Origin of the sequence: Rathayibacter oskolensis (genome assembly GCF_900177245.1) — a bacterium.
In the GTDB taxonomy this organism is placed as follows: Bacteria; Actinomycetota; Actinomycetes; order Actinomycetales; family Microbacteriaceae; genus Rathayibacter; species Rathayibacter oskolensis.
Genome location: NZ_FXBM01000001.1, coordinates 1492866 through 1517041, shown reverse-complemented (window position 1 = coordinate 1517041; position 24176 = coordinate 1492866). Strand labels below are relative to the sequence as shown.

Here is a 24176-nt window from a genome sequence, read left to right as displayed (position 1 = left end):
CGGGGGCCGGCGGATGACCCAGTGGCGCCTCCGCACCGCGTCGACCCTCTACGTCGTCTCGCTGCTGCGCGACGACGACGGGAGCGGCGACGGACTGGCGCTCGACTACTGGGGCGCGGCGACCCCGGAGGCGATCCCGGAGTGGAGCGAGCCCGAGCGGTTCGCGGGGTTCGCGACCGCCGCCGACGCCGCTCCCCTCGAGTACGCCTCCGCGGGTCAGCGGCACGTCGCCTTCAGCGAGCTGCTCGTCGACCGCGGAGAGGGGCGGACCGGTGCGCGCTGGCGGGTCGTCGCCGACGAGGTGCGGCAGACGGAGGCGTCGCTCGGCGTTCCGTTCGTCGACGAGACCGGGACGCTCCGCCTGACGCTCCACTACGTCGTCTCGGACGCGCACGACGTGGTGCGGCGCTCGGTGACGCTCACCAACTCCGGCCCGACGACGATCGAGCTGCGTCGGGCGTTCTCGGCGGGGTGGAACGTGCCCGTCGGGCAGTCGGCCCGGATCGACTACCTCGCCGGGGCCTGGGCCTACGAGACGAACCGGCGCTCGGTCGATCTCGAGTGGGGCACCTTCGGCCTCGGCAGCCGGCAGGGAGTGACGGGCATGACCTTCGCGCCGACGATGACGCTGACGGCGCGGCCGGGCGGCGACTCCTTCAGAAGGCCCCCGGGCGAGGCCTACGGCGTCGCGCTCGACTGGAGCGGATCGTGGCGCCTCCAGGCCGACTCCACGCCGCTCGGCCAGAGCATCCGCGTCTCGGGAGGCGTCGACGACGACACGACCGTCGTGACGCTGCTCCCCGGCGAGACCTTCACCGCTCCGGACGCCCTGGGCGTCTTCAGCGCGGGCGGCGCTCAGGGCGTGTCCGACGCGTGGCACGTGTTCCAGCGGACCCTCGCCAGGAGCCTCACGCCCGAGCACCGGCCGATCGTCTACAACTCGTGGATGGCGACGCGGTTCGACGTGCGCGTCGAGCACCAGGCGCAGCTCGCCGCGCTCGCGGCCGAGATCGGCGTCGAGGTGTTCGTCGTGGACGACGGCTGGTTCGCCGGACGCGACGACGACGACGCAGGGCTGGGCGACTGGCGACCCGACCCGGCGAAGTTCCCCCGCGGCCTCACCGAGCTGTCCGACCGGGTCCTCGCGGCGGGGATGCGCTTCGGTCTGTGGATCGAACCGGAGGCGGTGAATCCCGACAGCGACCTCTACCGCGAGCATCCCGACTGGGTCTACCGCGCCGCCGATCGGTCGCCGATCGCGATCCGCCACCAGTACGTGCTCGATCTGGGGCGGCCGGAGGTCGTCGACTGGATCTGCGCGACGCTCCGCGAGCTCCTGACGACGACTCCGATCACCTATCTCAAGTGGGACATGAACCGACCGGTCACCGACGGCGGCCGCCCCGGGGACGTGCACGGCCGGGAGTGGCCGCTGCAGCACACCCGCGGCTACTACCGCGTGCTCAGGATGCTGCGGGACGAGTTCCCCCGGGTCACCGTCGAGGCCTGCGCGAGCGGAGGCGCGCGGATCGACACCGCGGTCCTCGCGCTGGCCGACGTGGTCTGGACGAGCGATCAGGTGGGCGCCCGGGATCGCCTCGTCATCCAGGACGGCTTCCTGTCGGCCTACCCGCCGCACGTGATGAGCTCGTGGGTATCGGACGACCCCGGGCATCGCGACCGCTCCCCCGTCTCGCTCGGCTACCGCTTCACCGTCGCCATGGGCGGCGTGCTCGGCATCGGCTCCGATCTGCTCGCCTGGACGGCGGACGAGCGCGAGGAGGCGGCGTCCCGCGTGGCCGCCTACCGCGGGATCCGCGACGTGGTGCTGACCGGCGACGTCACGGTGCACGGCGACCCCACCGCTCCCCTCTACTCGACCGAGTACGCCGGCGCCGACGGCCGCATCGTCGTCTTCGTCTTCGACCGCGATCGCGATCGCCATCGCGATCGGGAGTCGCCGCGGGTGTTCCCCACCCGCCTCGCTCCGGGCGTCCGCTACCGCCTCCGCGGCACCGACCTCGTCGTCAGCGCCGAGACCGCCCGGGGAGTCGGGCTGCCGGTCGCCTTCGCGTGGGCTCCCGACGCCGACGTCCTCGTGCTCGAGCCGCAGGACGGGTGAGGGCGCTGTCAGCCCTTGCGCTGCCTCCGGTACCGGATCGGCGGGACGCCGTGCACCGACGTGAACTGCCGCGCGAAGTAGAAGGGATCGGCGTAGCCGACCCTCGCGGCGATCTGCGCGACGGGCAGATCTGTGGTGTCCAGCAGCTCCCTCGCCCGCGACATGCGCAGCTGGGTCTGGTACTTCAACGGCGACGACCCGGTCTCCTGGCGGAAGCGCGCGGCGAAGTGCGACGGGCTCAACCGCGCCATCCTCGCGAGCTCGTCGATCGAGACGTGGTCGGTGACGTGCTGACGGAGGTACTCGATCGCCTGGTCGATCGCCGACACGCGGGGCGCCCCCGTGGTGCGCTCGGAGCAGAGCAGGGCCATCAGGTGCCAGGCCGCTCCGGAGGCGGCGAGCGTGCTCGCGAAGGTCTGGTCGCGCTCCATGGCCTGCACCACCTCCTCGACGAGGGCGACGATGCGGTAGGTGTCGGACAGCTCGCGAACCGGTGCCGCCGCCGTCACGCCCGCGACCCTGAGGAACTCCGCGAGGTCTCGGCCGACGACGTGCAGCCACCACAGCGTCCAGGGAGTGGCCGTGTCGGCACCGTAGGTGTGCGGCGCGCCCGGCGGCACGATGACCACCTGACCCGCCCGGACGGGGTGCCTGACGCCGTCGACCTCGCACCATCCGGAGCCGCGGGTGCAGACCAGGATGACGCACTGCGCGACGCCCTCCCGCCGCGTCATCCCGTGTGCTCGCGCCTCGGGGAAGTAGCCGGAGTCGGTGACGACGAGGTGGGAAGTACCGGGGCTGGCGAGCGCCGACCGCACTCTCGGGCGCGGCATCACCAGCAGCCGCTGCCCGGGGAATCCGTCCTCGACCACCATCCGGCCAGCCTGCCGGATGATCATCGTTTCGTCCAGGCTTGTCGCCGGATCGGGCGTTCCGCCCCCCGTGACCCTGTTCCTACGATGTGCGCATGCTCAACGCCGAGTCGAAGCTGATCCTCCCTCCCGTGCCCGCCGACCAGGCCGACGCCGCCGTCGCCGTCTGGTCGGAGCCGCTCGTGATCGACACGTACCTGCCGGGAGAGCCGGACCGCTATCCCGCGTTCCTCGACTCCCGCGTCTACCAGGGATCGTCGGGACGGGTGTTCCCCCTCCCCTTCCACGAGCGGATCGCCGCCGAGAAGTCGCCGCACCCGTGGGACGCGGTGCATCTCGAGAACCGCTGGCTGCGTCTGGTCGTGCTCCCCCAGCTCGGCGGCCGGCTCCACATCGCTTACGACAAGAGCGCCGAGTACGACGTCTTCTACCGCAACAACGTCATCAAGCCGGCCCTGGTCGGGCTCGCGGGCCCGTGGATCTCGGGAGGGATCGAGTTCAACTGGCCGCAGCACCACCGGCCGGCGACCTTCCTCCCCACCGACGTCTCGATCGAGCACGAGGCCGACGGCTCGGTCACGGTGTGGTGCTCCGACCACGATCCCTTCGCCCGGATGAAGGGGATGCACGGCATCCGCCTCCGTCCCGACTCCTCGCTCATCGAGGCGCGGGTGCGCCTGTTCAACCGCAGCGACGAGACGCAGACGTTCCTCTGGTGGGCGAACGTCGCGGCGGCCGTCAACGACGACTACCAGTCGTTCTTCCCGACCGACGTCGAGTACGTGGCCGACCACGCCAAGCGGGCTGTCGTCTCCTTCCCCCGGGTCGAGGGCGAGTACTACGGCGTCGACTACCCGTCGCGGGTCGACGCCGAGCATCCGGATGCCGACCGGCTCGACTGGTACCGCAACATCCCCGTGCCGACGTCGTACATGGTGACCGAGACGGCCGACGCCTTCTTCGGCGGCTACGACCACGGGCGCCGCGCCGGCTTCGTGCACTGGGCCGACCGCGCGATCTCACCCGGCAAGAAGCAGTGGACGTGGGGCGACGCGCCGTTCGGCCACGCCTGGGATGCGAACCTCACCGACACCGACGGGCCGTACGTCGAGCTGATGGCGGGCGTCTACACCGACAACCAGCCCGACTTCTCGTTCCTGGCGCCCGGAGAGACCAAGGCCTTCAGCCAGTACTGGTACCCGATCACCGAGATCGGACCCGCGCAGCAGGCCACCCGCGACGCCGCCCTGCGCCTCGACCTCGTCGACGAGTCGGTGCTGCGGATCGGCGTCGTCGTCACGGCGGTCCGCACCGGCCTCGAGATCGTGGTCCACGGCGCCTCCCCTGATCGCTCCCTGCACGACGCGGAGCCGGGCTCCCCCGTCGTCGTCGACCGCGAGCTGCCGCCCGGCGTCCGGCTCGCCGATCTCGTCGTGGAGGTGCGGCACGGCGGGCGCCTGCTCGTCGCGCTCCGGGGATCCGCGGTCGACCGCGCCGAGCCCCGCGGCGAGGCCCCGGCGCCCGCGGTCGCGCCGCCGGCGCCCGCCGAGGTCGGCACGACCGAGGAGCTCTTCCTCATCGGGCAGTACCTGCAGCAGTACCGCCACGCCACGCGCTCGCCCGAGCCGTACTGGGAGGAGGCGCTGCGCCGCGACCCCTCCGATGTGCGCAGCAACGTCGCGCTGGCCGCCCACCGCCACTCCGCCGCCCGCTACGACGAGGCGCGAGCCCTCCTGACCACTGCGCTCCAGCGCCAGCTCGCCTGGGCGCCGAACCCCGCCGACGGCGAGGCGCTCTTCCGCCTCGGGCTCGCGCTGCGGCGGCTGGGGCGCGCACCCGAGGCGTCGGAGGCGTTCGCGAAGGCCGCATGGAACGCCGCCTGGTCCGGTCCCGCCTCGCTGGCCCTCGCGCGACTGGTCGGCGCCGCCGACGCCGCCCGCACCGAGGAGCTGCTGCGCACCGTGCTGAGGCACGACGCCGAGAACCTCCAGGCGCGGGATCTGCTGGTGCTCGCCCTCCGGGCCCTCGGCCGATCGGACGAGGCGGGGCGCCTCCTCGCCGAGACCCTCGCGCTCGATCCGCTCGACCAGTGGGCGCGGCACCTGGCCGGTGAGTCGATGACCGCCGATGCCCCGACACTGCTCGACATCGCTCTCGAGTACGCGTCGGCGGGCTGGGACGAGGAGGCGCTCGAGGTCCTCGACCGCGCCGAGAGCGCCGCCGCCGCGACCGCGCCCGGCCAGGTGAACGTCGGCCCGCTGGTGGGCTACCACCGCGCGTCGCTGCTCGCCCGGTCGGGGCGGGCATCGGAGGCCCGGGAGGCGAGAGCGCGGGCGAGCCGCAGCGACGCCACCCACTGCCTCCCCTCGCGGCTCGACGACGTCGCGGTGCTCGAGGAGGCGGCGCGCCTGGATCCCCGCGACGGCCTGGCCCGGTCGCTGCTGGGCAGCTGGCTGTACGACCGGGGCCGGGGCGGCGAGGCGATGGAGGCGTGGCGGTCGGCGCTCGACGCCGGCCTCGACGACTCCCGCGCGGCGCTCGTCGAGCGGAACCTCGGTGTCGCCTCCTACAACGTGCTGCACGACGCCGATCTCGCCGCCCGCTACTACGCCTCCGCCCGCACGCGCCTCCCCGACGACGCCCGGCTGCTCTTCGAGGCCGACCAGCTGGCCGAGCGCCGGGGAGAGAGCCCCGCGGCACGTCTCGCGACGCTCGAGGCTCGCCCGGCCCTCGTCGAGGAGCGGGACGACCTGAGCGTCGTCTCGGCGCGGCTGCTCACGGCCGTGGGCCGTCACGGCGAAGCGCTGCGCGCGCTCGCGTCGCGGCGCTTCCAGCCCTGGGAGGGCGGCGAGGGGGAGGTGCTCGGCGCGTGGGACGACGCCTCGCTCGCGGCGGCTCGACACGCCCTCGCCTCCGGGGATCCCGACACGGCCCGGTCCGCGGTGCTGGCCGCGCTGACGCCTCCGTCGACTCTCGGCGAGGCCAGGCACACGCTCGCCACGACGGCCGAGCTGCACCTCGCGCTCGGCGACGCGCTCGCGGCTCACGGCGACTCCGAGGGGGCGCGCGCGGCGTGGAGGGAGTCGTCCCGCGCCACCGGGGACTTCGCCGGCATGGCGGCGCAGCCCTTCACCGAGCGCAGCGCGGCGGCGATCCTCGCTCTCGCCCGCCTCGGCGACGCGCGGGCCGCCGGCGAGGTCCTCGACCGCTTCGAGGCCTACGTCGACGACCTCGCCGCCGCGCCCGGCGAGGTCGACTACTTCGCGACCTCGCTGCCGGCGATGCTGCTGTTCCACACCGACCCGCAGCTGCTCCGCGACGAGGAGGTGGCTCGGCTGCGCCGCGTCGTCGCCGAGCTGCGCGCCGCGCTGCCGGCCGCCGTTCCCGACGCCTCGTGAGCATCGTCGTCGAACGGCGCGGCAGCCCGGAGCTGCCGCTGCTGGCCGTGACGACACCCGAGCTGGCGCTGGTGTTCGCGCCCGCCTGCGGCGGCCGGCTCCTCTCTCTGAGAGCCTCGGGGCGCGAGCTCCTCTGGCAGAACCCCGAGCTGATCGACGCAGCGCTCGGCCCGGCCGTCCCGGTGGCCGCCTGGCCGGCGGGGACGGGCGGCATGTCGACCTGGGCGAATCCCGGCGGCGCGAAGACCTGGCCGGCTCCCCAGGGCTGGTCGGGGCCGGACGAGTGGGCAGGGCCCCCCGATCCCGTCCTCGACTCCGGCGAGTGGTCGGCGGAGTGGACGCGCGAGCCGCACGTGGTCGAGGTGGTGCTGACGAGCCCCGACGATCCCCGCTCCGGGCTCAGGGTGACGCGGCGCTTCAGAGTCCCCGCGACGGGCTCGTCGTTCCTCGAGCGCGTGACGTTCGAGAACGTCTCCGCGCTCGACCGGAGGTGGGCGATCTGGGAGGTGTGCCAGGTCGCGACCGCGCCGGAGGGCCGTCCCGTCGAGGGTGCCGCCGTCGTCGTTGCGCACGATCGGGATCCGCTCGAGCTCGACCTGGGCTCCTACGAGGGCGCGGTCTCCTCGCACACCGAGGGGCAGGACGTCCTGCTCCCCCTGGGCACCGGAGTCGCGAAGCGCGGCTACCCGCGAGCCTCGGGATCCGCGGAGTACCGGGAGCCCTCCGGCGCCTCCCTCCGGCTCGCGACCGACCAGGAGGCCGGCGGCGAGTGGCCCGACGGCGGCTCGATCGTGGAGGTCTGGCTGCAGCGCCCCACCGCCGCGCCGATCGACGCGCTCGCCGGCCTGCACCCCTCGGCCCACCTCGTCGAGCTCGAGGTGCTCGGGCCGCTGACCGCGCTGCCGCCCGGCGCCCGCAGCGAGCTCGAGATCACCTGGACCGCCTCCGGCCCGCGCTCTCCCGCCGGAGGCCGATGACCTCGCAGGGCCCTCGTCGGTCGGGGCTGCGGGCGCGATACAGTGCGTCGATGCCCCGCTCGAGACAGCTCCCCCGATGACCGTCCGCTTCGTCGCGATCGGCGATTCCTTCACCGAGGGCGTGGGCGACGAGCTGCCCGACGGCACGGCCAGGGGATGGGCCGACCTCACCGCGCAGGGCTGGGCCGACGCCACCGGCGAGCGCCTCCTGTACGCCAACCTCGCGATCCGCGGGCGCCTGATCGGGCCGATCGTCGACGAGCAGCTCGAGCCGGCCCTGGCACTGAAGCCGACGCACCTGTCGTTCAACGGCGGAGGCAACGACATGCTCCGGCCGCGGGCCGACATCGATCGCATCGCCGACTCCTACCTCCGGGTCCTCGAGCGCTGCGACGAGGAGGGCGTGACGCTGATCGCCCTCGCGGGTGCCGACCCCTCGGCACGGCTCCCCCTGGGCCGCCTGATCAAGAGGCGCGGCGACGCACTCACCACCGCGGTCCTGCGCCGGCTCGATCAGCGGACCGACGTCGTCGTCGCCGACAACTGGAACGATCCGGAGTTCGCCCGGCCGGAGCTCTGGTCGGAGGACCGCCTGCACATGGGCCCGCGCGGCCACCACCGGGTCGCGTCCCGCGTGCTGTCCTCCCTCGGCCTCACTCCCCCGGCCGACTGGCGCGACGCCCCCGCTCAGACGGCGGCGGCCAGGGGAGGCTCGGCCGAGTACTACCGGCGGCACGTCGCCCCCTGGGTCAGGAGGCGCCTGACCGGGACCTCCTCCGGTGACGGCCGGACGGCGAAGTACCCCGGCTTCGTGCCGATCGATCCGATCGGCTGAGGTCAGCGGCACCCGTGGCGGTCGGAGAGTCCTCGGAGCGCGCCGACGAGCCGCCCGCGATCGCGTCCCTCAGTAGCGCACGAACGGACCGGAGCCGAGGGAGAGACCGTACTCGTCCATCAGGCGACCGGCCTGCGCGAAGATCTCCTGCTCGCTCGCGCCCCGATGGGCGTCGATCCACGTCTGGAACGACCTGCGGAAGTCCTCCAGGTGCTTGCCCTTGCCGTGGATGACCTTGTGGGTCTCCCGATCGATCTTCAGTGTGTACTCGTCGATCGCGATCCCCTTCGATGCGAACCACTTCCGCTCCTTGTCGGGGAACACGTGGTGCTTCTCCGCCTTGCCGACGAGCCCGCCGCGTGTCTTCGAGACGGCGGTGCCCAGGTCCTCGACTCCCTTCCACGGCGACTTGTAGGCGCCCGCGATCGTCGCCGCGCCCGCGACGACGTTGCCGAGGCCTCCGACCGCGACTGCGGCGGAGACGGCGACGACCGGCACCCCGATCGCCGCGCCGGCGCCGGTGAAGCTGAGGCCGGTGCCCACGAAGGCGCCGCCGACGGAGGAGACACCGAGGTAGAACCCCCCGATGATCTGGCCCACGCCCTTGCTGACCTGGGCGGCGCGCGTTCCCCGTGAGACCACACCGGTCTCGGTCGCGACGAGATCGGCGTCAGCGCCGAACGGCATCACTCCCTCCCCCACGCCGACGAGGAGTCCGACCGCGACCTGCACCGGCAGGCTCTCCCGCCAGGGAGCGTCCTGCTCCTCGGGATCCTGCGGCGCGGCCTCCGGGCCCGAGTCCTCCTCCTCCGTCTCCGGGTCCACGGGCGGCTCAGGCGTCGGCGGAGGGGGCAGCGGCCGAGCTCCCGCCTCGGGAGCGGGCGCCGTCGCCGCGGCCGGTTGCGCGCCGGGCCGCGGCTCGGGGTCGACCCGCTCCTGCAGGACGAAGTCGCCCGCGAAGGTCGAGTACTGGCGGTACCGGACACCGTCGATCGTGACGATCCCCTGCAGCACGAGATCGTCGGCGCCGACGCTCTGGCGCCCGTTGCCGTCGGTGCGCGTATGCGGTGCTCCCCGCGCGTACGCGAACCGGTTGGTGCCGTCGGAGATGCCCGCCGGGTCCGCGCTCGCCCAGCGGCCGAGCCACGGAACGAGCAGCCGCTCCCCCAGCCTCGCCAGTCCGGTCTCGTCGTCGCACTCGCGAGCGAGGAACCGGTAGCGCTTCCGGCCCGCCCCGGGCCGAGCGGAGGCGTAGGCGGTCGTGCCCCACGGATGGAACTCCTCCCGAGTGAGCGGCGCCCCCGCGTCGTCCACCTCGATCGAGGCCGAGCCGAGATGGTCGGGAAGCTGGTACCGCACCACCCTCCGCGCGACGACGCCGTCGTCGCGGTAGCTGCGCTCGAGCACGGCCGTCACCGCACCGCCCGCGTCGATGCGCAGCGCGCTCTCCTCAGCGGGGGGCCCACCCCCGCTCCGGACCGAGACGGTCTCGAGTGCACCGACGATGCGGCGCTCCTCGCGGCGCCCGGCCGCCACCAGCAGCGTCCGGGTGCGGTGACCGGCGGCGTCGACCCGGTAGTGCGCCGTCAGCGACCCGCTCACGACTGCGCGCTCGAGCACGTCGGCTGCGCCCCAGGTCAGCTCGCGGGCGCCGAGCCGGGTGATCCGACCCCGGCGGTCGGTGGAGACCGGCTCCGACGCGCCTCCGACGATCGTGGCCGAGACCCTGTTGGCGGATGCCTCCGCCGCGATCTCCCGCGTCCAGGACGCGCCGCCGAGCACCTCCTGCACGTGCGTGATCCTGACCAGGGAACCCGAGTCGTCGTGGTCGTAGCGCTCGCGGTACCGCACGACCACGTCGCCGTCGGGATCGGGCAGATCTCGCAGACCCGGATGCCGCCTGCTGTCGGCGGTCGTGTGATCGGTCCCCGGCGCCTCCCGGCCGGTCGCCTCGACGAGGCGCCCGAGACTGTCGGAGCGGTACTCCCGGTCGGCGGTCACGACCGAGTTGGCGAAGAAGCGGGTCGGCACGGCCGCATCCGTCACCCCGATGACGATCCCGCGCACGTCGTACCGGATGGTGAGCCGCTGAAGGGTCGTGGCCGCGCCGGTGCTGGTCACCTCGACGACGCGCTGAGTGAGCGGATCGACGTGCCACTGCGTCTCTGCAGCGCCCCCGCCCGGCCCGCAGCGCACCAGCTCGCGCCGCCCGTGCGCGTCGTAGCGCGCGGTGTCGAGCACGGTCAGCGGCGCATCGCCCGGAGTCGTCACGGTGACGGAGGCGACCTGGTCGCGCGGTGTGTAGCGGGTCGCGATGACGGATCCGTCGGGCGCGGTCGCCGAGACGACACGGCCCAGAGCGTCCGTCGTCGTGCGAGAGACGGCCTCGCCCGCCTCCAGCAGCCCGGCCGCCGCGCTGACCGCATCGGGAGCGGCAGCGGCGGCCGACCAGTCCGGGCGCGCGGTCGCATCGACCGCGAACCGGCGGGCCGTCTCGATCGGCCGTCCGCGCTCGTCGCAGCGCTTCACAGTCGCGAGCCCCGAGCCGTCGAGCACCCGGTCGGCGAGCCCGAGAACGCGCCGCGCCCGGCCGCTCACCGGGTCCTCGTCGCCGTAGAGGGTGACGACGGAGCAGCGCGCCGCACCGTGCTCCGTGTGCCACAGCTCGCGTTCACGCCCGAGTCCGTCGCGGACGATGCGGCTCTCGAGCTCGGCGTCGGGCCAGACGCCGACACCCGCCCACGCCCGCAGCACGCGCCCGGCCGCATCGCTGGCCACTCGGGAGTCGCCCGAATCCGCGCTCGCCTCGCGCAGCGGCCGGCCGAGCAGGTCGAGCGTGCGCTCGAGAACGGTCGCTCCGCGCGGATCCACGACCGCGACCACCCGGCCCTGCACATCGTGACGCAGGGTCGTCGAGAGCACGCGCCGGCCGGCAGTCGTTCCCAGGATCTCCACCGCCACCGTGCCTCGGCCCAGCGCGTCGAGGAGGGTCGTGCTCGGCGTGCCGGCGTGCGCGGCGCTCGCCACGGCCTCCGGAGCCGCCGGGTCGCGCGCGGCGTACCAGTCGCTCTCGAGAACGGTGTCCGAGCGGTCCTCCACCACGACCGACCAGGGCGCGTAGGTGGTCCGCTCGAACGACCCGTCGGCGAAGACGATGCGGACGGGCCGACCGAGCGGGTCGTAGTGCAGCTGCGCCGGAGCCCCCTGCTGCACCAGCGCGGGGTCGACGTCGTAGCGCTCATCGGGCGCGAAGTACGGATCGAAGCGGGACACGGGGCGGCCGGCGCCGTCGAAGACCGCCCGGCCCGTGCCGACCCAGCGGCCGTCGGTCTCGCGCCGCTCGGGGCGGCCGTCCGGCGTGCGGGCCAGGGACCCGTCCACCGAGTAGAACGACGACGGTCCCGCCTCGGCCTGCACCTTGACGAGCACCTCCCGACCGTGTCCGTCGAGGTGCGACACCGAGCGGATGCGCTCGGTGTCGCTCACCCGGCGCGTCACCTCGACGCGCAACGGCGCCGAGACGAACGGACCGAGGTCGACGGAGTGCTCCGCATCCCACGAGTCGGCCGGCCCGCCCTCGCCGTTCTCCCCGCGGACGCGCGAGCGCACCAGCATCCCGAGTGCGTCGTACTCCGCCTCGGTGACCGTCCCGTGCGGGTCGACCAGCCGACGCGGGAGGGAGCACCGCTCGTCCCAGTGCGCGCGCACCCGGTTCCAGGCGGGCGCGGCGGGGTCCGGGCGGAGGTCGTCGGTGCTGAGCGTCGCCAGCACCGCGGCGGGCAGCCGCGAGAGAGCGTCGTACTCGACGAAGGTGCCGCGGCCGAACGCGTCCACGAACGCCACGGGCAGGAGGAAGCGATCACGGTCGGGCCGCACGACGCCGCCCGGCGCCCACAGCAGAGGGCCGCCAGGACCGTCCTCGACCCGATAGCCGCCCTCCGCGGTCAGGGTCCCGGAGCCGAGCAGCGGTTCGAAGAACGCAGCCTGACCGGCGGTCAGCGCGGCGTCGAGCTCGCGGCGGGCGTAGCCGCGCCTCCCCACCTCGCCCTGCGGCAGCTCGCCGTCGAGGGCGTCGTCCCAGTACCGCGTGCGGGTCGCCGTGAGCAGCCGTCGCGCCGGTCCGGCCGGGGCCGCGGCGTCCGGAGCGATCATCGGCGCCGTCTCGACCAGCGAGAGGAACGCGTCGCCCGGTGGAACGGCGGGAACCGGTGCTCCGATCAGTTCGAAGACGCGCTCCTCGACCGCAGCGGCGACCACGAGCACAGCGGGGTCGTCCAGTCGATCGACCGCGTCGGACTCGACGACGAGCACCGCGCCCGTGCGCTGCGTCTCGTGGGCCCCGCCGTCGGTCCGGCCCCAGGCGATCGCGACCGACCGCTCAACGCGCCCGAGATCGGAGACGCGGGTGACCGCCTCGTACCGCACCCGCATCGGGTCGAGCGGGTCGACGGTCTCGGCGAGCACCCGATGCTCGGGATGGTGGAACCCGGGTGGGCAGGGGACGCGTTCCACCGTCCACGCCAGCGTCTCCGCCGGCAGCGCGGCGCAGACGACGCCACCGGCGTCTCCCTCGGCGAGCACCCGCACCCGGCGGCTGACCTCCGTCACGGCGTACGGCCGGTGCGCCCGCTCGCCGTCGTCGAGCGCGTACACCGCGGTGCGGACGAGCGTGCCGCGCAGTGCGCGCAGGGCCTCCCGGTAGTGGCTCTGCGCGCCGCCCTCGAAGCGGTCGCGGAGTGCGCCGTCGGGAGCGGTCGCGGTCGGGGCGCCCGTCCGGTACCAGGAGATCGACGTGGAGAGCCGGCCGTCGCCGACGTCGTCGTGCTGGGTCGTGTCCACGCGCGCGAAGCCGCGGAACTCCCGGTCGTCGGTGTCGAAGTACCCGTCCCGGTAGCCGTAGCTCCGGCGGGTGCGGACCCCGGTGACGAGATCCGACTCCACGGTCTCGGCGACGACGTGCACGGGGACGGGCAGCGGTGTCGACCACGGCCGGCCCGCCGCCCGCGCGGCCACCGCCTCCCGGGCCGAGGTGCTGTAGCCGAGGACGACCTCGCGCCCGCGACCGTTGGTCGCCCGCCTCAGCAGATCGGGCTTGCCGTCGGGGCACAGCTCCACCATCCGCATCGGCGGTCCGCCGGGCAGATCGCTCGAGATCACCAGGCAGGCGGTCCCTGAGCCGAGGACATCGACCAGCTCCACGGAGTCGACCTCGGTCGCGAGCACCGACGTGTCGATCAGGCGCGACGGCCCCCATCCGTTGCCCGAGAGGTTCTGCCAGCAGCGCACCCCGTCGTCGCCGAGGTAGAGCAGATCGCACGGGCCGCTGCCGTCGGTGTCGCCCAGGAGCACTCGGCGGGGGTCGAACCTCCCGCCGAGCTCGGGCGGATGCTCCGTCACGACCGGACCGGCGAAGCGGCCGTGCCCGAGGGCGGGCCAGTAGACCACCGAATCCGAGCGGACCACGACGAGGTCGTCGAGGCCGTCACCGGTGAGGTCGGCCGAGAGCACCGCGGCGGTCGGATCATCGAGCGCGACGCGCGGTCCGTCGTCCGCGAGGACGCGCCGTCGCTCGGGGGCGAAGCCCTCGGGACCGAGGAACCGGTTCCACGCGATCGTGTCACCGCGGTGCTCGACCGCCTCCGCCAGACCGTCGCCCTCGAGGTCGATGCTGAGACGTCTGCCGCCGCTGCCGACCGGGACCGCGTCGAAGTCGTACCAGGTGTTCCACTCACGGGTCAGCGGGTCGCGCACGGCGTAGCGCACCGCGCCGTCCGCCGTCGTGGCGACGAGGCGGCCGTCGCCGAACATCGCACCGACACGGACCGCGCCCGCGGGAGCGGAGGAGACGGTGCGGCTGGCAGCGAACCGGCCGTCTCCGAGATTGGAGGCGAAGCTCCACGCCACCTCGGACGCGCTGAGCAGTCCGGGCGCGCCGACGGCGTCGAGGTCGGCCCACTGCACGCCGTGCCTGGTGCCGGCGGGAGCGTCGGCGAGGCAGGCGCTGTCGACGGGACGCACCGGGCCGGGTGCGCTCGACGGGGTGTACTCGAAGTCGAGAGGAGGCAGCGCCCGCTCCGACCCGTCAGCAGCGGAGCCGCGATAGCGCGCTCGGACGAGCAGCGACGACGTCGGGCGATCCGCGTAGGTGAGCTCGGTCGCCCCGACGAGCGTCCACTCGACCTCGTCGACGTTCCGCTGGAAGCCCAGCACCCGCGAGCACCGCCGCTGCGTGCGCACCTCGAAGCCGGACCGGTGATCGGAGAACCGATCGGGTCGCGCGGTCCAGGTCCCCGACCCCTCCAGGAGGCCGTCGGCCCGCTCGCCGTGGTCGAAGGCGAGCGCACGGTGGAAGGGGGCGCGCCAGCCCGCTCCGGAGTGGTCGATCGGAGCGGCCGCGAACCGGTCGGGCACCGGGTCCCGCACCAGATAGAGGATCTCGCTCAGCACCCGCTGGGCGGGCTCCGCCCGGTGCGCCTCCGACACGGTCCGGGGTACACCGGACCGGTCGTCCGACACCCAGCGGTAGTGCATCCGCTCGCCCGCGCCGTCGAAGACGTCCTCCAGGAGCCACACGGCGACGCGGGCCGGGTCCCCCGGGTCCGCGATGCGCGCGGACGCACTCCGCCCGAAGACGGAGAGCACGTCGGTGGAGTCGAGCACGCTCCAGAAGACGGAGCCGTCGGCCCGGGTGTGCCGCTCGATCCGGGCGTACTGCGTCTCGGTGCGCGGACGGTACCGGTCGGTCACGACCGGCGGGCCGGAACCGCCCCACGGCGCCGGGCGCTCCCCTCGCGACACGCGGACGAGATCGTCCGCGCCGTCGAGGAAGGCGGTGTCGCCGCCCGCGTACTCGGGCACACCGCGGTCGGTGCGCAGGCGGACCGCCGGCAGCCCGAGCGACCAGCCCAGTCCGAACGGTCCGTTCCCCTCGCCCGAGGAGTAGCGCAGGGCGAGGTCGGGCTGCAGTCGACGGCCGTCCGGCGCCCGCAGGGGCACCTCGAAGCCTGCGGTGCCGTGCAGCGAGACCGGGGTGAGCGCCTCGCCCATCCCCCGGAGCGACCCACCCCCGCTCGGGATCTCGAGCGTGGGCGGTTCGGCGAACGAGCGCGGACCGGAGGGCGAGGCTCCGAGCGAGAACGACGACCGTGTCGTGCCTCCGGCCGCGCCGGAGCCGGTCGTCTCCTCCTCGCGCCCGGTCATCTCGCATCCCCTCCGCGCGCTGTTCTCACGCGTGCAGCACGATGCGCACGTCACTCACCGAGGCGAGCGCTCCGCGGGGACCGGCGAGCGTATGCGTTCCGACAGCCGAGCGGGCCGCCGGCAGGGGAACGGAGGCGCGCACATCGCCCGTCTCCGGGTCCGTGGTCCAGGCGGCGAGGACGCCGTCGACACGGAGGGCGGGCGGCGCCCCGCTCGGTGCCACGAGCGAGAGCTCGATGCGCGAGACGGGCAGATCCTCCTCGGCGAGGAAGTACGGGAAGTGCCGCTGCGCGACGGTGAGATCGGCGGTCACCTCTCCTGCAGGCCCGTCGGTCCTGGTGAGCTGCGCGAGCGCCTCCGGGAAGTCGCCGCGCAGGCTGAACGTCTTCGTGAAGCCGCCGGCCGCGACCACCTTCGACAGTTCGGCGCGGATGCCCGCCTCCACCGCCTCGGCGGCGAGCGCGTCGGCCTTCGCGGTGTACTCGTAGGTGAGCAGCGCCTCTGAGATCGAGTCGTAGTCGAAGGAGCGGACCGCCTGCGGGAAGCGGATGGTCACGGTGCTGTCGACGGCACCGAGACCCTCGAACGGGCGATAGCGCTCCTCGGGGACGCCGCTCTCGAGCCGTCCGTCCTCGCCCGGCCCGCCCGCGCCGCCTCCCCGGCCGCTGGTCGAGATCGACGCGGTGATCGCACTCGGCACGGGGCGCGCCGTCGCGGGAGCACCCGGATATGCGATCGGCGGATCCAGCCGCACGGCACCGCTCTGGTAGCTGAGCGTCGCCGCGATCGAGGTGTGCGGGCCGGCGAGCCCGGGCGTCGCGAGCCGGATCCCGCGAAGAACGCGGTGGTAGTGGCCGGGGTGCACGATGTCGAACAGCAGCTCGGGGATCGTGATCGTGCAGCTGCCGGTGCGACGCAGGCGCTCGAGCGCGTCGCCGAAGAGCGAGAGGGGGAAGGTCTGCGTGATCTCGCGGCGGCGTGCGTCGCGGTCGAGCGCCGCGTCCTCCATCATGGTGACCTGCAGTCGCAGCCGGGCGGCCGCTCCGACGCCGAGGCGCGCGGCGTCCCAGCCGTCGGGCGTCACGAACACGGTCGAGTCGTCGTTCTCGAACGCGTACGCCTGCTGCAGCTTCTTCGCCCTCGCCATCGCAGCGGTGTACGCCTGACGGTGCAGCGTCGAGAGCGCCTGCGCCTGGTAGGTGTACAGGCCGAGCCCCGTGAGCTTGCCTCGGAGGAACTCGTCGAGCTCCTGCGCGAGCTCGATGCCTCTGCGGTGTGCGGCAAGTTCCCGCTCGGCGGCGACCACGCGCCGTCCGGCGGCGGCGGCCGTCGACGTCAGCTGGTCGAGGTCGCCCTGCGACCGGGCGAGCTGCTGCCGCCACTCCTCGAGTCGGCGGAAGCGGGAGGCGGTCAGTGCGGCAGAGAGCGCCTCGCCCTCCTTGGCGTTCGCGTTCGTGTCGTTCACCCCGGCGGCGGCGGACAAGGATCCGCCGAGCTGCTGGCCACCGAAGGTCATCGCCAGCGGAGAGCCGACCTGCGGGATCAGATAGGCGATGACGGCGCTGACGCGGAAGACCTCTGCGGTCGCGCGCAGGCTCCGTCCCTCCGCGCGCTTGTCGACCTCCAGGTCCTCCTCCGCGAGCAGTCCCGCCGTGATCCGCTCGGTCAGTGCGTCGACGGACGCCCGGGCGGTCGCCTCCGCGGAGAGCGCCGCCGCCTCGTGCAGCTGGGCCTCCTCGAGCTGCCGTTCGCGCACGCTCGTCGCGAGCCCCTGCAGCGTGCGCTCGTGGGTCGAGCGGAGCAGGGCGAGCTCCTCTCCGTCCTTGCGCTCGAGTGCCTGCAGCAGCTCCGACTCGAGTGCGCCGACCGCCGCGATGGCCTCCTTCACCCGGGGCAGAAGGGCAGCGAAACGGTGCACCGGCACCTCGGCACCCGAGACCGCCGCAGCGGCCTGCGCCGTGGACAGTCCTGCAGCTCGTGCGCGGACGAGCGCCATCGGGTCGATCGGCGGCCCGAACAGCGGGACGTCGCTGCGCTGCCCGGTGATGTCGAGGCCGTTGCGGATCTTGTGGAGCCGGTCGTCGATCCGGTCCCAGAGCGCGAGCAGAGTCTCGTCGACAGGCAGATGGAAGGCGAGAGTCTGCTCGAGCAGGCCGGCCGCCACCGAGGGCGGCGTCGGCGACCCGGTCAGCGTGCCCAGCCGCTCGGCCAGGGCGTCGGTCGCCGCGACGGCGGACGCTCCGTCCGCGAGCGCCGCGGCGGCACCCGGAGCGGGCGACTCCGCCAGCACGTTCTCGAGCACGACCACCACGTCCTCGTCGTCGTCGATCTGCGCTTCGAGATGCTCGTAATCGAACGGGTCCGGCGGAGGCGGGCACGGCGCCCCCTCGCGCGGCCGCTCCCCCGCGATCTGCGAGGCCAGCGTGTACCACCGCAGCGCCTCGCGGACGTCCTCCTCCGAGGAGACCGACGAGAAGGCCGCGTCCCCGGCGTCGAGGCACAGCGTGATGAGGTGCCGGTAGAGGGCCTTCTGCACAGCGACCGGACGCACCGCGGCGATGGCGAAGGGATTGAACGGGTCCGAGCGGTACACGGCCACCGCCCTCGGATCGGTCAGGGATGCGAGGAGGGAGTCGGCGGTGAGACCGCGGAGGCCGATGAAGCGCCACGGCCGCTCGGGGTCCGCGGGCGCCGCGAACGGGTCCACCACTCGCCGGGCCCACCGCAGCGCCTCGGTGTAGAGACCTGCGGCGCGCAGGGTGTCCGAGATCAGCCAGGGTGCGTCACGGAAGACCTCGCGGTAGTAGTCGCCGAGAGACCCCTCCAGGTCGAGCCGATCCGGTGTCTGCGGGGGCGCGAGCACGGCCGCGTCGGTGAAGGCGACCGGCACGCCGTCGACTCCCGGGGGCGGCTCCTTCGCCGCGAGCTGCGTCGCGAGGTCGAAGAGCCCGTCGAGCCCGCGCGCAGCGAGAGCCTCGCCGAGCCGGTCGGCGGTCGTAGCGGTGAGCCGGACCATCTCGCTCGCGCGCACGTCCCGCACGCCGAAGGACACCGGAGGGTGGCGGACCGCCGCGGCGTCGACGGCGGGACGGACGAGGCTCGGCTTCTCGGCGACGACGAGACCGAGACCGGGGCCGAGGGGGCGTGTGGAGGAGACGTTCAGCGATGCGGTCAGCACCGGACCGCCGACGACGGCCGACTGCTGCCAGACGCGCACGTCGCCGAACATCGGAAGCACCGACGGAGGCAGCGCGGCGACCGTCGCCTGCTGCAGCGCGGAGGTGCTCGCCGTCGCCGGATCGACGTGCGTCGCCGCCTCGGCGAGTGCCGCAGCGACGAGGTCGACCCGCTCGTGCACGGCGTGATCAACGACGATCCACGGGTCGATGCGGGTGGCGGCACGGCCGAGGGAGTGCAGGAGGTACTGCTGGTCCCCGACAGTGATGACCGTCTCCAGGTCGCCGCCGTGCACGACCTCGACCAGGTCCGTGACGGGTCGCCCGACCGGGTGGGCCCACGTCCCCGTCACCGGATCGTCCTCGGTCGATGCGGGGCGCAGATCGAGCAGCGCCGACGAGCGCCGCATCGGATCGACCACGAGGCGCGCCTTCCCGTTCCGGCCGGAGAGCCGGATCGCCTGCGCCTCGCCCGTCATCGCGAAGTCGACGGCCGGCAGGAGGACCCGCCGCCAGAGGTCGAGACGCTGTCGGACGACGGGAGGGTCGGCCCACGGGGTCAGGTCGAAGAGCGGATCGACGGTGTCGATCAGGATCCGTCCGGCCGAGGCCCGCGGGTAGGCGCGCCAGAGGGCTTTCAGGCCCTTCGACGCCTCGCGGTCGACGGACGGCGGGATCGCACGGCTCGCCGAGCCGTCGAGGGGCAGCAGCCCGCGCACGCGCTGCGGTGCCGTCCATCCGCCGTCGGCGGTGCGGGAGGCGAAGACCAGCGCGACGTCCACCGTCGAGAACGCCTCGTGCTGCGACCCTCCCGAGATCGTCGAGTTCTTCGTGATCGTCGCATCGGTCCAGAACACGTGCAGCCGACCGGCCGAGGTCGCGAGCGAGACGGCGGGGGCATCGATCGGCAGGTCGAGTCGACGCCAGGGCGACCACGTCGTCCCGTCCCACGACCGCAGGTGGTGCACCGGCGGATCGTCCGTCGTGCGCCCGACGAGCCAGTAGACACCGTCGGGGTCCTTGTGCGCGCCGACGATGCGCAGGTGCGCGAGTTCCGAGAGGCCGCGGAGGTAGCGCAGGAGAGCATCCGTCATCCGCTCCTCGGTCACCTCTCCCTGCAGGATCTCGGCCTCGAGCTGCTCGAAGAGCGGCGTCTTGCCGACGCGCAGTCCCGGCAGCATGAAGGCGTCGGGGTGCAGGAACGCGCTCACCGCGGCCGAGTCGATCCGGAACCGCCCGATGCGGGCCCACTCCTCCTCCGGGATGCGGGTCGGGGACACGGCGTCGGTGCCGTCGGCCGAGCGCTCGTAGCCGGTGCGGACGCGCTCGCCGTAGTGCTGCAGACTGCCGATGGCGCACGAGACGGGCGACGTCGTGACGATGCCCTGCGTCCTGAGATCGAGCAGGTAGTAGCTGAAGAGATCGTCGAGGGAGCCGAAGCCGCGGCCGGAGGCGTCGATGAGGAAGGCCGCGAGCACATCGCGGCGGATCTCGGCCAGTCGATCGTGCATCCGCTCGGCGTCCTCGGGCGTCAGCGTCCCGCTCTCCGCCGCGGCGTCCACCGCTCCGACGGCGAGTTCGGCCGCCGCGGGGACCTGCGCGGGGTCGCCGATGATGCTCGCCTCGGCGGGCGAGGTCCCCAGCCGCGTCGCGAGCTCCGCGAGGCGATCGACGGCGACGAGCGCGGTGAGCGGATCCGCGGCCGGAGCGGGCAGCACCGCGGCCGCGGCCGACGGCTCCCAGCCGAAGAGCGCAGCGACGTCCTCGGCCGCGGAGTCGGGCAGGCCCGCTCCGCCTGCGGCACCCGCTGAGAGCAGCAGGCGGCGGATCACGACCGCGGCCGGGTCGCCCGCACCGGGTTCAGTGATGCCGTGCACCCCCGTCGCCGGCGGGCGGGCACCGAGCCGGCCGAGGTGCCCGAGGGCCAGCACCGCGCGGCGGTCGAGGACGCGGCCGGGCAGGCCGAGCAGAACCGGGTGCGCGGTCGCGAAGACCAGTGCAGCGTCGTCGAGGCCCGCCGTGTCGACCAGGAACGCGATTCGTTCCACCGCGCGGAGCAGGTCCCTGACCTCCAGGCGGAGCGCGTCCCGCCCCGCGTCGTCAGCGGGAAGCATCACCGTCGCGGTCGCGATCGCCGCGGCTCGCGCGTCGGCGTCGCCCCAGGCGAGGCACGCCCGCAGGGCGGTCGAGGAGAGACCGAACCCGCGCTGGAGCGCGTCGTCGAGGGCTGGCCTCGCCGCCGCGGAGGGGTCGGTCGCCGATCGCACTGCGGTGAGGACGGACTCGAGGGCGGTCTCGGCCACGTCGAGGGTGGAGGAGAAGCGCACCGACGCGCTCTCCACGCCGTCCGCGGCGAAGAGCACCGCCTCCGCACCGAGGCCGGCGGCGCCCACCTCGTCTGCTGCGTCCTGCGCGGCCGCGAGCCCGGCCGGATCGATGCTCGCCGCGAGCCCGAGGACGACCGCCGGTGTCAGCGCGTCCGCCCGCGCTGCCCGGAGGAACGGACCGACGGCGGCCAGGACGGTGTCGAGGTCTCCGCCGTTCGTCGACTCGACGAGGGAGATCGTCTCGGGCAGGCCCCAGCCGAGGGCACGGCCGAGGCGCACGAGCCGGTGCAGGCGGTCGGCGAGGTCGGCCGTCAGTCCGTGCAGAGTCTCGGCGCCGGTGATCGGATCGACGGTGATCGTCAGCGCCGCGAGCAGCGGATCCGCCGTGGTTCCGCTCCACTCTGTCCGGCTGAGCCGCGCGCGGTCGAGGATCGTGGTCAGCGGCACCGGGTCGAGGGCGACGACGCCGAGGCGGGCTGCGGCGCTGCCCGGATCGGGCGTCGTGATCAGAGCGGCGTCGATGTCCGGCACTCCCGAGTCGGAGACGTCCGTGCCGCGGCCGAGCATCCGGTACACCTCGGGCGGGGTGAGACCGAAGCGGGCGAGGGCGGCGACGAGTCGCCGGGAGGGGTGGTCGGCCGGCAGCTCGAACGAGGACGCCGCGGCTCCCCCCGCGCCGCCGATGGCCGCGTAGACGTCGGCGATCGTGCCCGCACCGCCCGGGAGGTGCTCGGCGGCGTCGGCTTCGAGCACATCGCAGGCGATGTCCAGGTAGCGCACCCGGTCGTTCGTGTTCGCGCAGTCGAGGCGCAGCCGGCGGATGTCGGGTCGACGCACTCGCAGGCTCAGCGGTGACGACGCTCGCGCTCCCGTGAAGACGGCGTCCGTCACGCAGCGATCGAGGAAGCGCAGCAGGCGGACGAGGTAGGCCGGAGCACCGAGGACCGTGCGGCACTCCGGGCAGCGGTGGAACGACTGGTCGCCGAACAGCTCCGCGTAGCCCTGCACCTGGAGGAGCTCGGTGCGGGCCGTGGCGGTCGCGGCTGTGGCGGCGAGCGCTGTCGGCATCGATCCGCCCAGGAGGTCGATGCCCGCGCCGAACGCCGTTCCCGCGGCCAGTCGGAGCCGGGTGGCCTTCGCGTAGACGGTGCGCGCGACTCCGAGCCTGAGCTCGGAGCGCACCACGAAGGCCTCCTCCGAGAGCGCCGTGATCGCTCGAGCAGAGGTGAACCCGGTGCGCAGCAGCGTCGCGCGGGTCTCGGCGGAGTCGCCGAGAGCGATCACCCGCTGGATGCCGCGCATCCGCCGGAGCGTGCCGGCGCGCTCGACCTCCGGCACTGCGCCCCAGTCGAAGGCGACGGGCGCGCCGTCGCGCAGGACGGCGGTCGCCAGCTCCAGCTGGGGATTCGCCGCCAGCACCGCGGACACCGCCGGCGTCTCGTCCGGGGTCCCCGAGAGCCGGGCCTGCAGCGCCGCGGTCGGATGCGCCCGATCCAGGGCCGTGACGATGCTGCGGACGTACGCCTCCCGGGTGGAGCCGCCCGGGAGTGCACCGTCTCCGATCGCGTCCGCCCACCGCTCCGGTGACCATCCGGCCAGCGCCCGGTTGTCGGTCGCGTGCGCATCGGCAACGGCACGGACGAGCGGGAGATGGTGCCCGAGTGCGGTCGACACCTCGCGGACGGCGCGGAGGCGGGTCACCGACCCTTCGTCGATCCCGCTGTCGCGCATCCGGCGCTCCGCCAGGGCCGGGCGGGTGAGCAGCGACTCCGCCACAGCCTCGGCGACCAGCACCTCGTCACCCGACCAGCCGGCCGTCTCGGCCAGCGACCGTGCGATCGCGGGCTGCACGACGCGCGAGAGCAGCGGATTGTCCTGCACCCGCTTCTCGAGGGAGAGCAGTTCGGCCACCGTGCGGTCGTCGGCCCTTGTCGTCCCGGCAGCGGCGAGCGCCTCGCCGGCGACGGTGGAGTCGTCGCGCAGGCCGCGCAGAGCCGCGACCACGACCTCGGTGAGGGTCGTCCCGGCCGCACGATCCGCCCGCGCACGCGGGACGCGCGCCGCGAGCGCCGCGGCGAGACGCGGCGATGCCTGCGGCACACTCGCCAGGACCGCGGAACGCAGGGCCGCGTCGAGCGCGTCGTCCACGGCGAGCGCTTCGGCCACGGCCGTCTCGGCGAAGAGCACGTCCGGTTCCGCGACCGGGGAGCTCCGATCACGATCCCGCGCGGCGGCGTCGCGGGCGGCGGTGACCACCCGCTCGGCGATCGCGGAGGCGTCGGCGCGGATCCTCTCGGGAACGGCGGCGTCGTCGACGGCGCTCTCGATGTCGGCGGTCAGCCGCGGGACTCCGCGGGCGGCGACCACCGACGCCGCTCGTGACGCGGCCCCGGGCAGCGCGTGCGCCAGGGCGTAGCAGCCGACGATCGGGACGTCGGCCGCGATCGCGTCCGCCAGCGCTACGCCCCCGAGCAGGGTGTCGACGAGACGCTCCGGGAGGCGCGTCTCGCCCAGGAGGAACGTCCGCTCCTCGGGGAGGATCGTGCGCAGGCTCTCCTCGTCCGCCGACTCGAGCAGCGGCAGCACTGCCGCGACGAGGCGCTCCCAGTCGGAGCCGAGGAGCTCCCCGCTGACGACGACGAGGTCGACCACCTCCTCCTCCCCCGCGTCGAACAGGATCGGCGACGCTGCGACGACCTCCCCCTGTGCCCCGAGGGCACGGATCTGCAGGTCGGCGCCGCCCCTCTCGGCGCGGCTGACCGACGACGGCGCGTAGGAGATCTCGTACCGCCCGTCGGCCGCCGTCCGAGTCTCCTCCCGGAAGTCAGGAGCGAGAGGACCGAGCGGTGTCTCGCTGCGCAGATCGCGGTCGACGGCTCGCACGACGACGCCGCGCAACGGTCTGCCGGCCGTGTCGGTGACGATCCCCCGGACGACGCGCTGCCCCGACGTCTCCGGAGCCGGCCGCTCGACCAGGTCGACCGGCGGCCGCAGCTCTCCCTGGGCGTCGGCGTCCGCCACCAGAAGCGCCCGGCGCATCCGGCGCGGATCGTTCGACCAGGCGCGGACCCGCCCGTCCTGATCCGCGAGCACGAGAGAGAGCAGCGACAGCAGGCGCTGGTCGTCGACCTCGATCGCGAAGGCGCCGTCCTGGTCCGGGTGCGTCCCCGACAGGATCTCCGGCGGTGCTCCGTCGTCCCAGGTGAGGGCGTGGACGGACCACTCCCGCGGATCCTGTCCGGCCGGCACACGCACCGAACCACGAGCCA

7 protein-coding genes are annotated in these 24176 nt (G+C 74.0%); 4 read left to right on the top strand and 3 right to left on the bottom strand.

The window, feature by feature from the left end; all coding sequences use genetic code 11:
* Positions 1-13: 13 nt before the first annotated feature.
* Positions 14-2122: an alpha-galactosidase gene (locus tag B9Y99_RS07255; RefSeq protein WP_085475834.1), complete on the top strand. Its 2109-nt coding sequence runs from the start codon at positions 14-16 to the stop codon at positions 2120-2122.
* Positions 2123-2130: 8 nt separating this feature from the next.
* Here B9Y99_RS07255 and B9Y99_RS07250 read toward each other — a convergent pair whose 3' ends face one another.
* Positions 2131-3021 (bottom strand): AraC family transcriptional regulator, encoded by an 891-nt coding sequence (locus B9Y99_RS07250; RefSeq protein WP_244274794.1) that lies wholly within the window; start codon positions 3019-3021, stop codon positions 2131-2133.
* 68 nt (positions 3022-3089) lie between these two features.
* Between B9Y99_RS07250 and B9Y99_RS07245 the strand changes: the two genes are divergently transcribed.
* From B9Y99_RS07245 to B9Y99_RS07235, 3 genes are all read left to right on the top strand, one after another.
* Positions 3090-6392 carry a DUF5107 domain-containing protein gene (locus B9Y99_RS07245; RefSeq protein ID WP_085475833.1) on the top strand — a complete coding sequence of 1101 codons (3303 nt, stop codon included), beginning with the start codon at positions 3090-3092 and terminating at the stop codon, positions 6390-6392.
* Entirely contained in the window at positions 6389-7369 is a 981-nt protein-coding gene (locus tag B9Y99_RS07240) for a hypothetical protein (protein WP_085475832.1), read from the top strand. The genes B9Y99_RS07245 and B9Y99_RS07240 overlap by 4 nt, the downstream gene beginning before the upstream one ends.
* Positions 7370-7445: 76 nt before the next feature.
* Positions 7446-8204, top strand: coding sequence for an SGNH/GDSL hydrolase family protein (locus B9Y99_RS07235; RefSeq protein WP_085475831.1), 759 nt, complete (start codon positions 7446-7448; stop codon positions 8202-8204).
* Between the two features lie 69 nt (positions 8205-8273).
* Here the strand turns inward: B9Y99_RS07235 and B9Y99_RS07230 are convergent, their stop codons facing one another.
* Both B9Y99_RS07230 and B9Y99_RS07225 read right to left on the bottom strand, forming a co-directional pair.
* Entirely contained in the window at positions 8274-15404 is a 7131-nt protein-coding gene (locus tag B9Y99_RS07230) for a SpvB/TcaC N-terminal domain-containing protein (RefSeq protein WP_085475830.1), read from the bottom strand.
* A 25-nt stretch (positions 15405-15429) separates the two neighbouring features.
* Positions 15430-24156, bottom strand: a complete 8727-nt coding sequence (locus B9Y99_RS07225) for a Tc toxin subunit A-related protein (protein WP_085475829.1) — start codon at positions 24154-24156, stop codon at positions 15430-15432.
* Between the last annotated feature and the right edge of the window lie 20 nt (positions 24157-24176).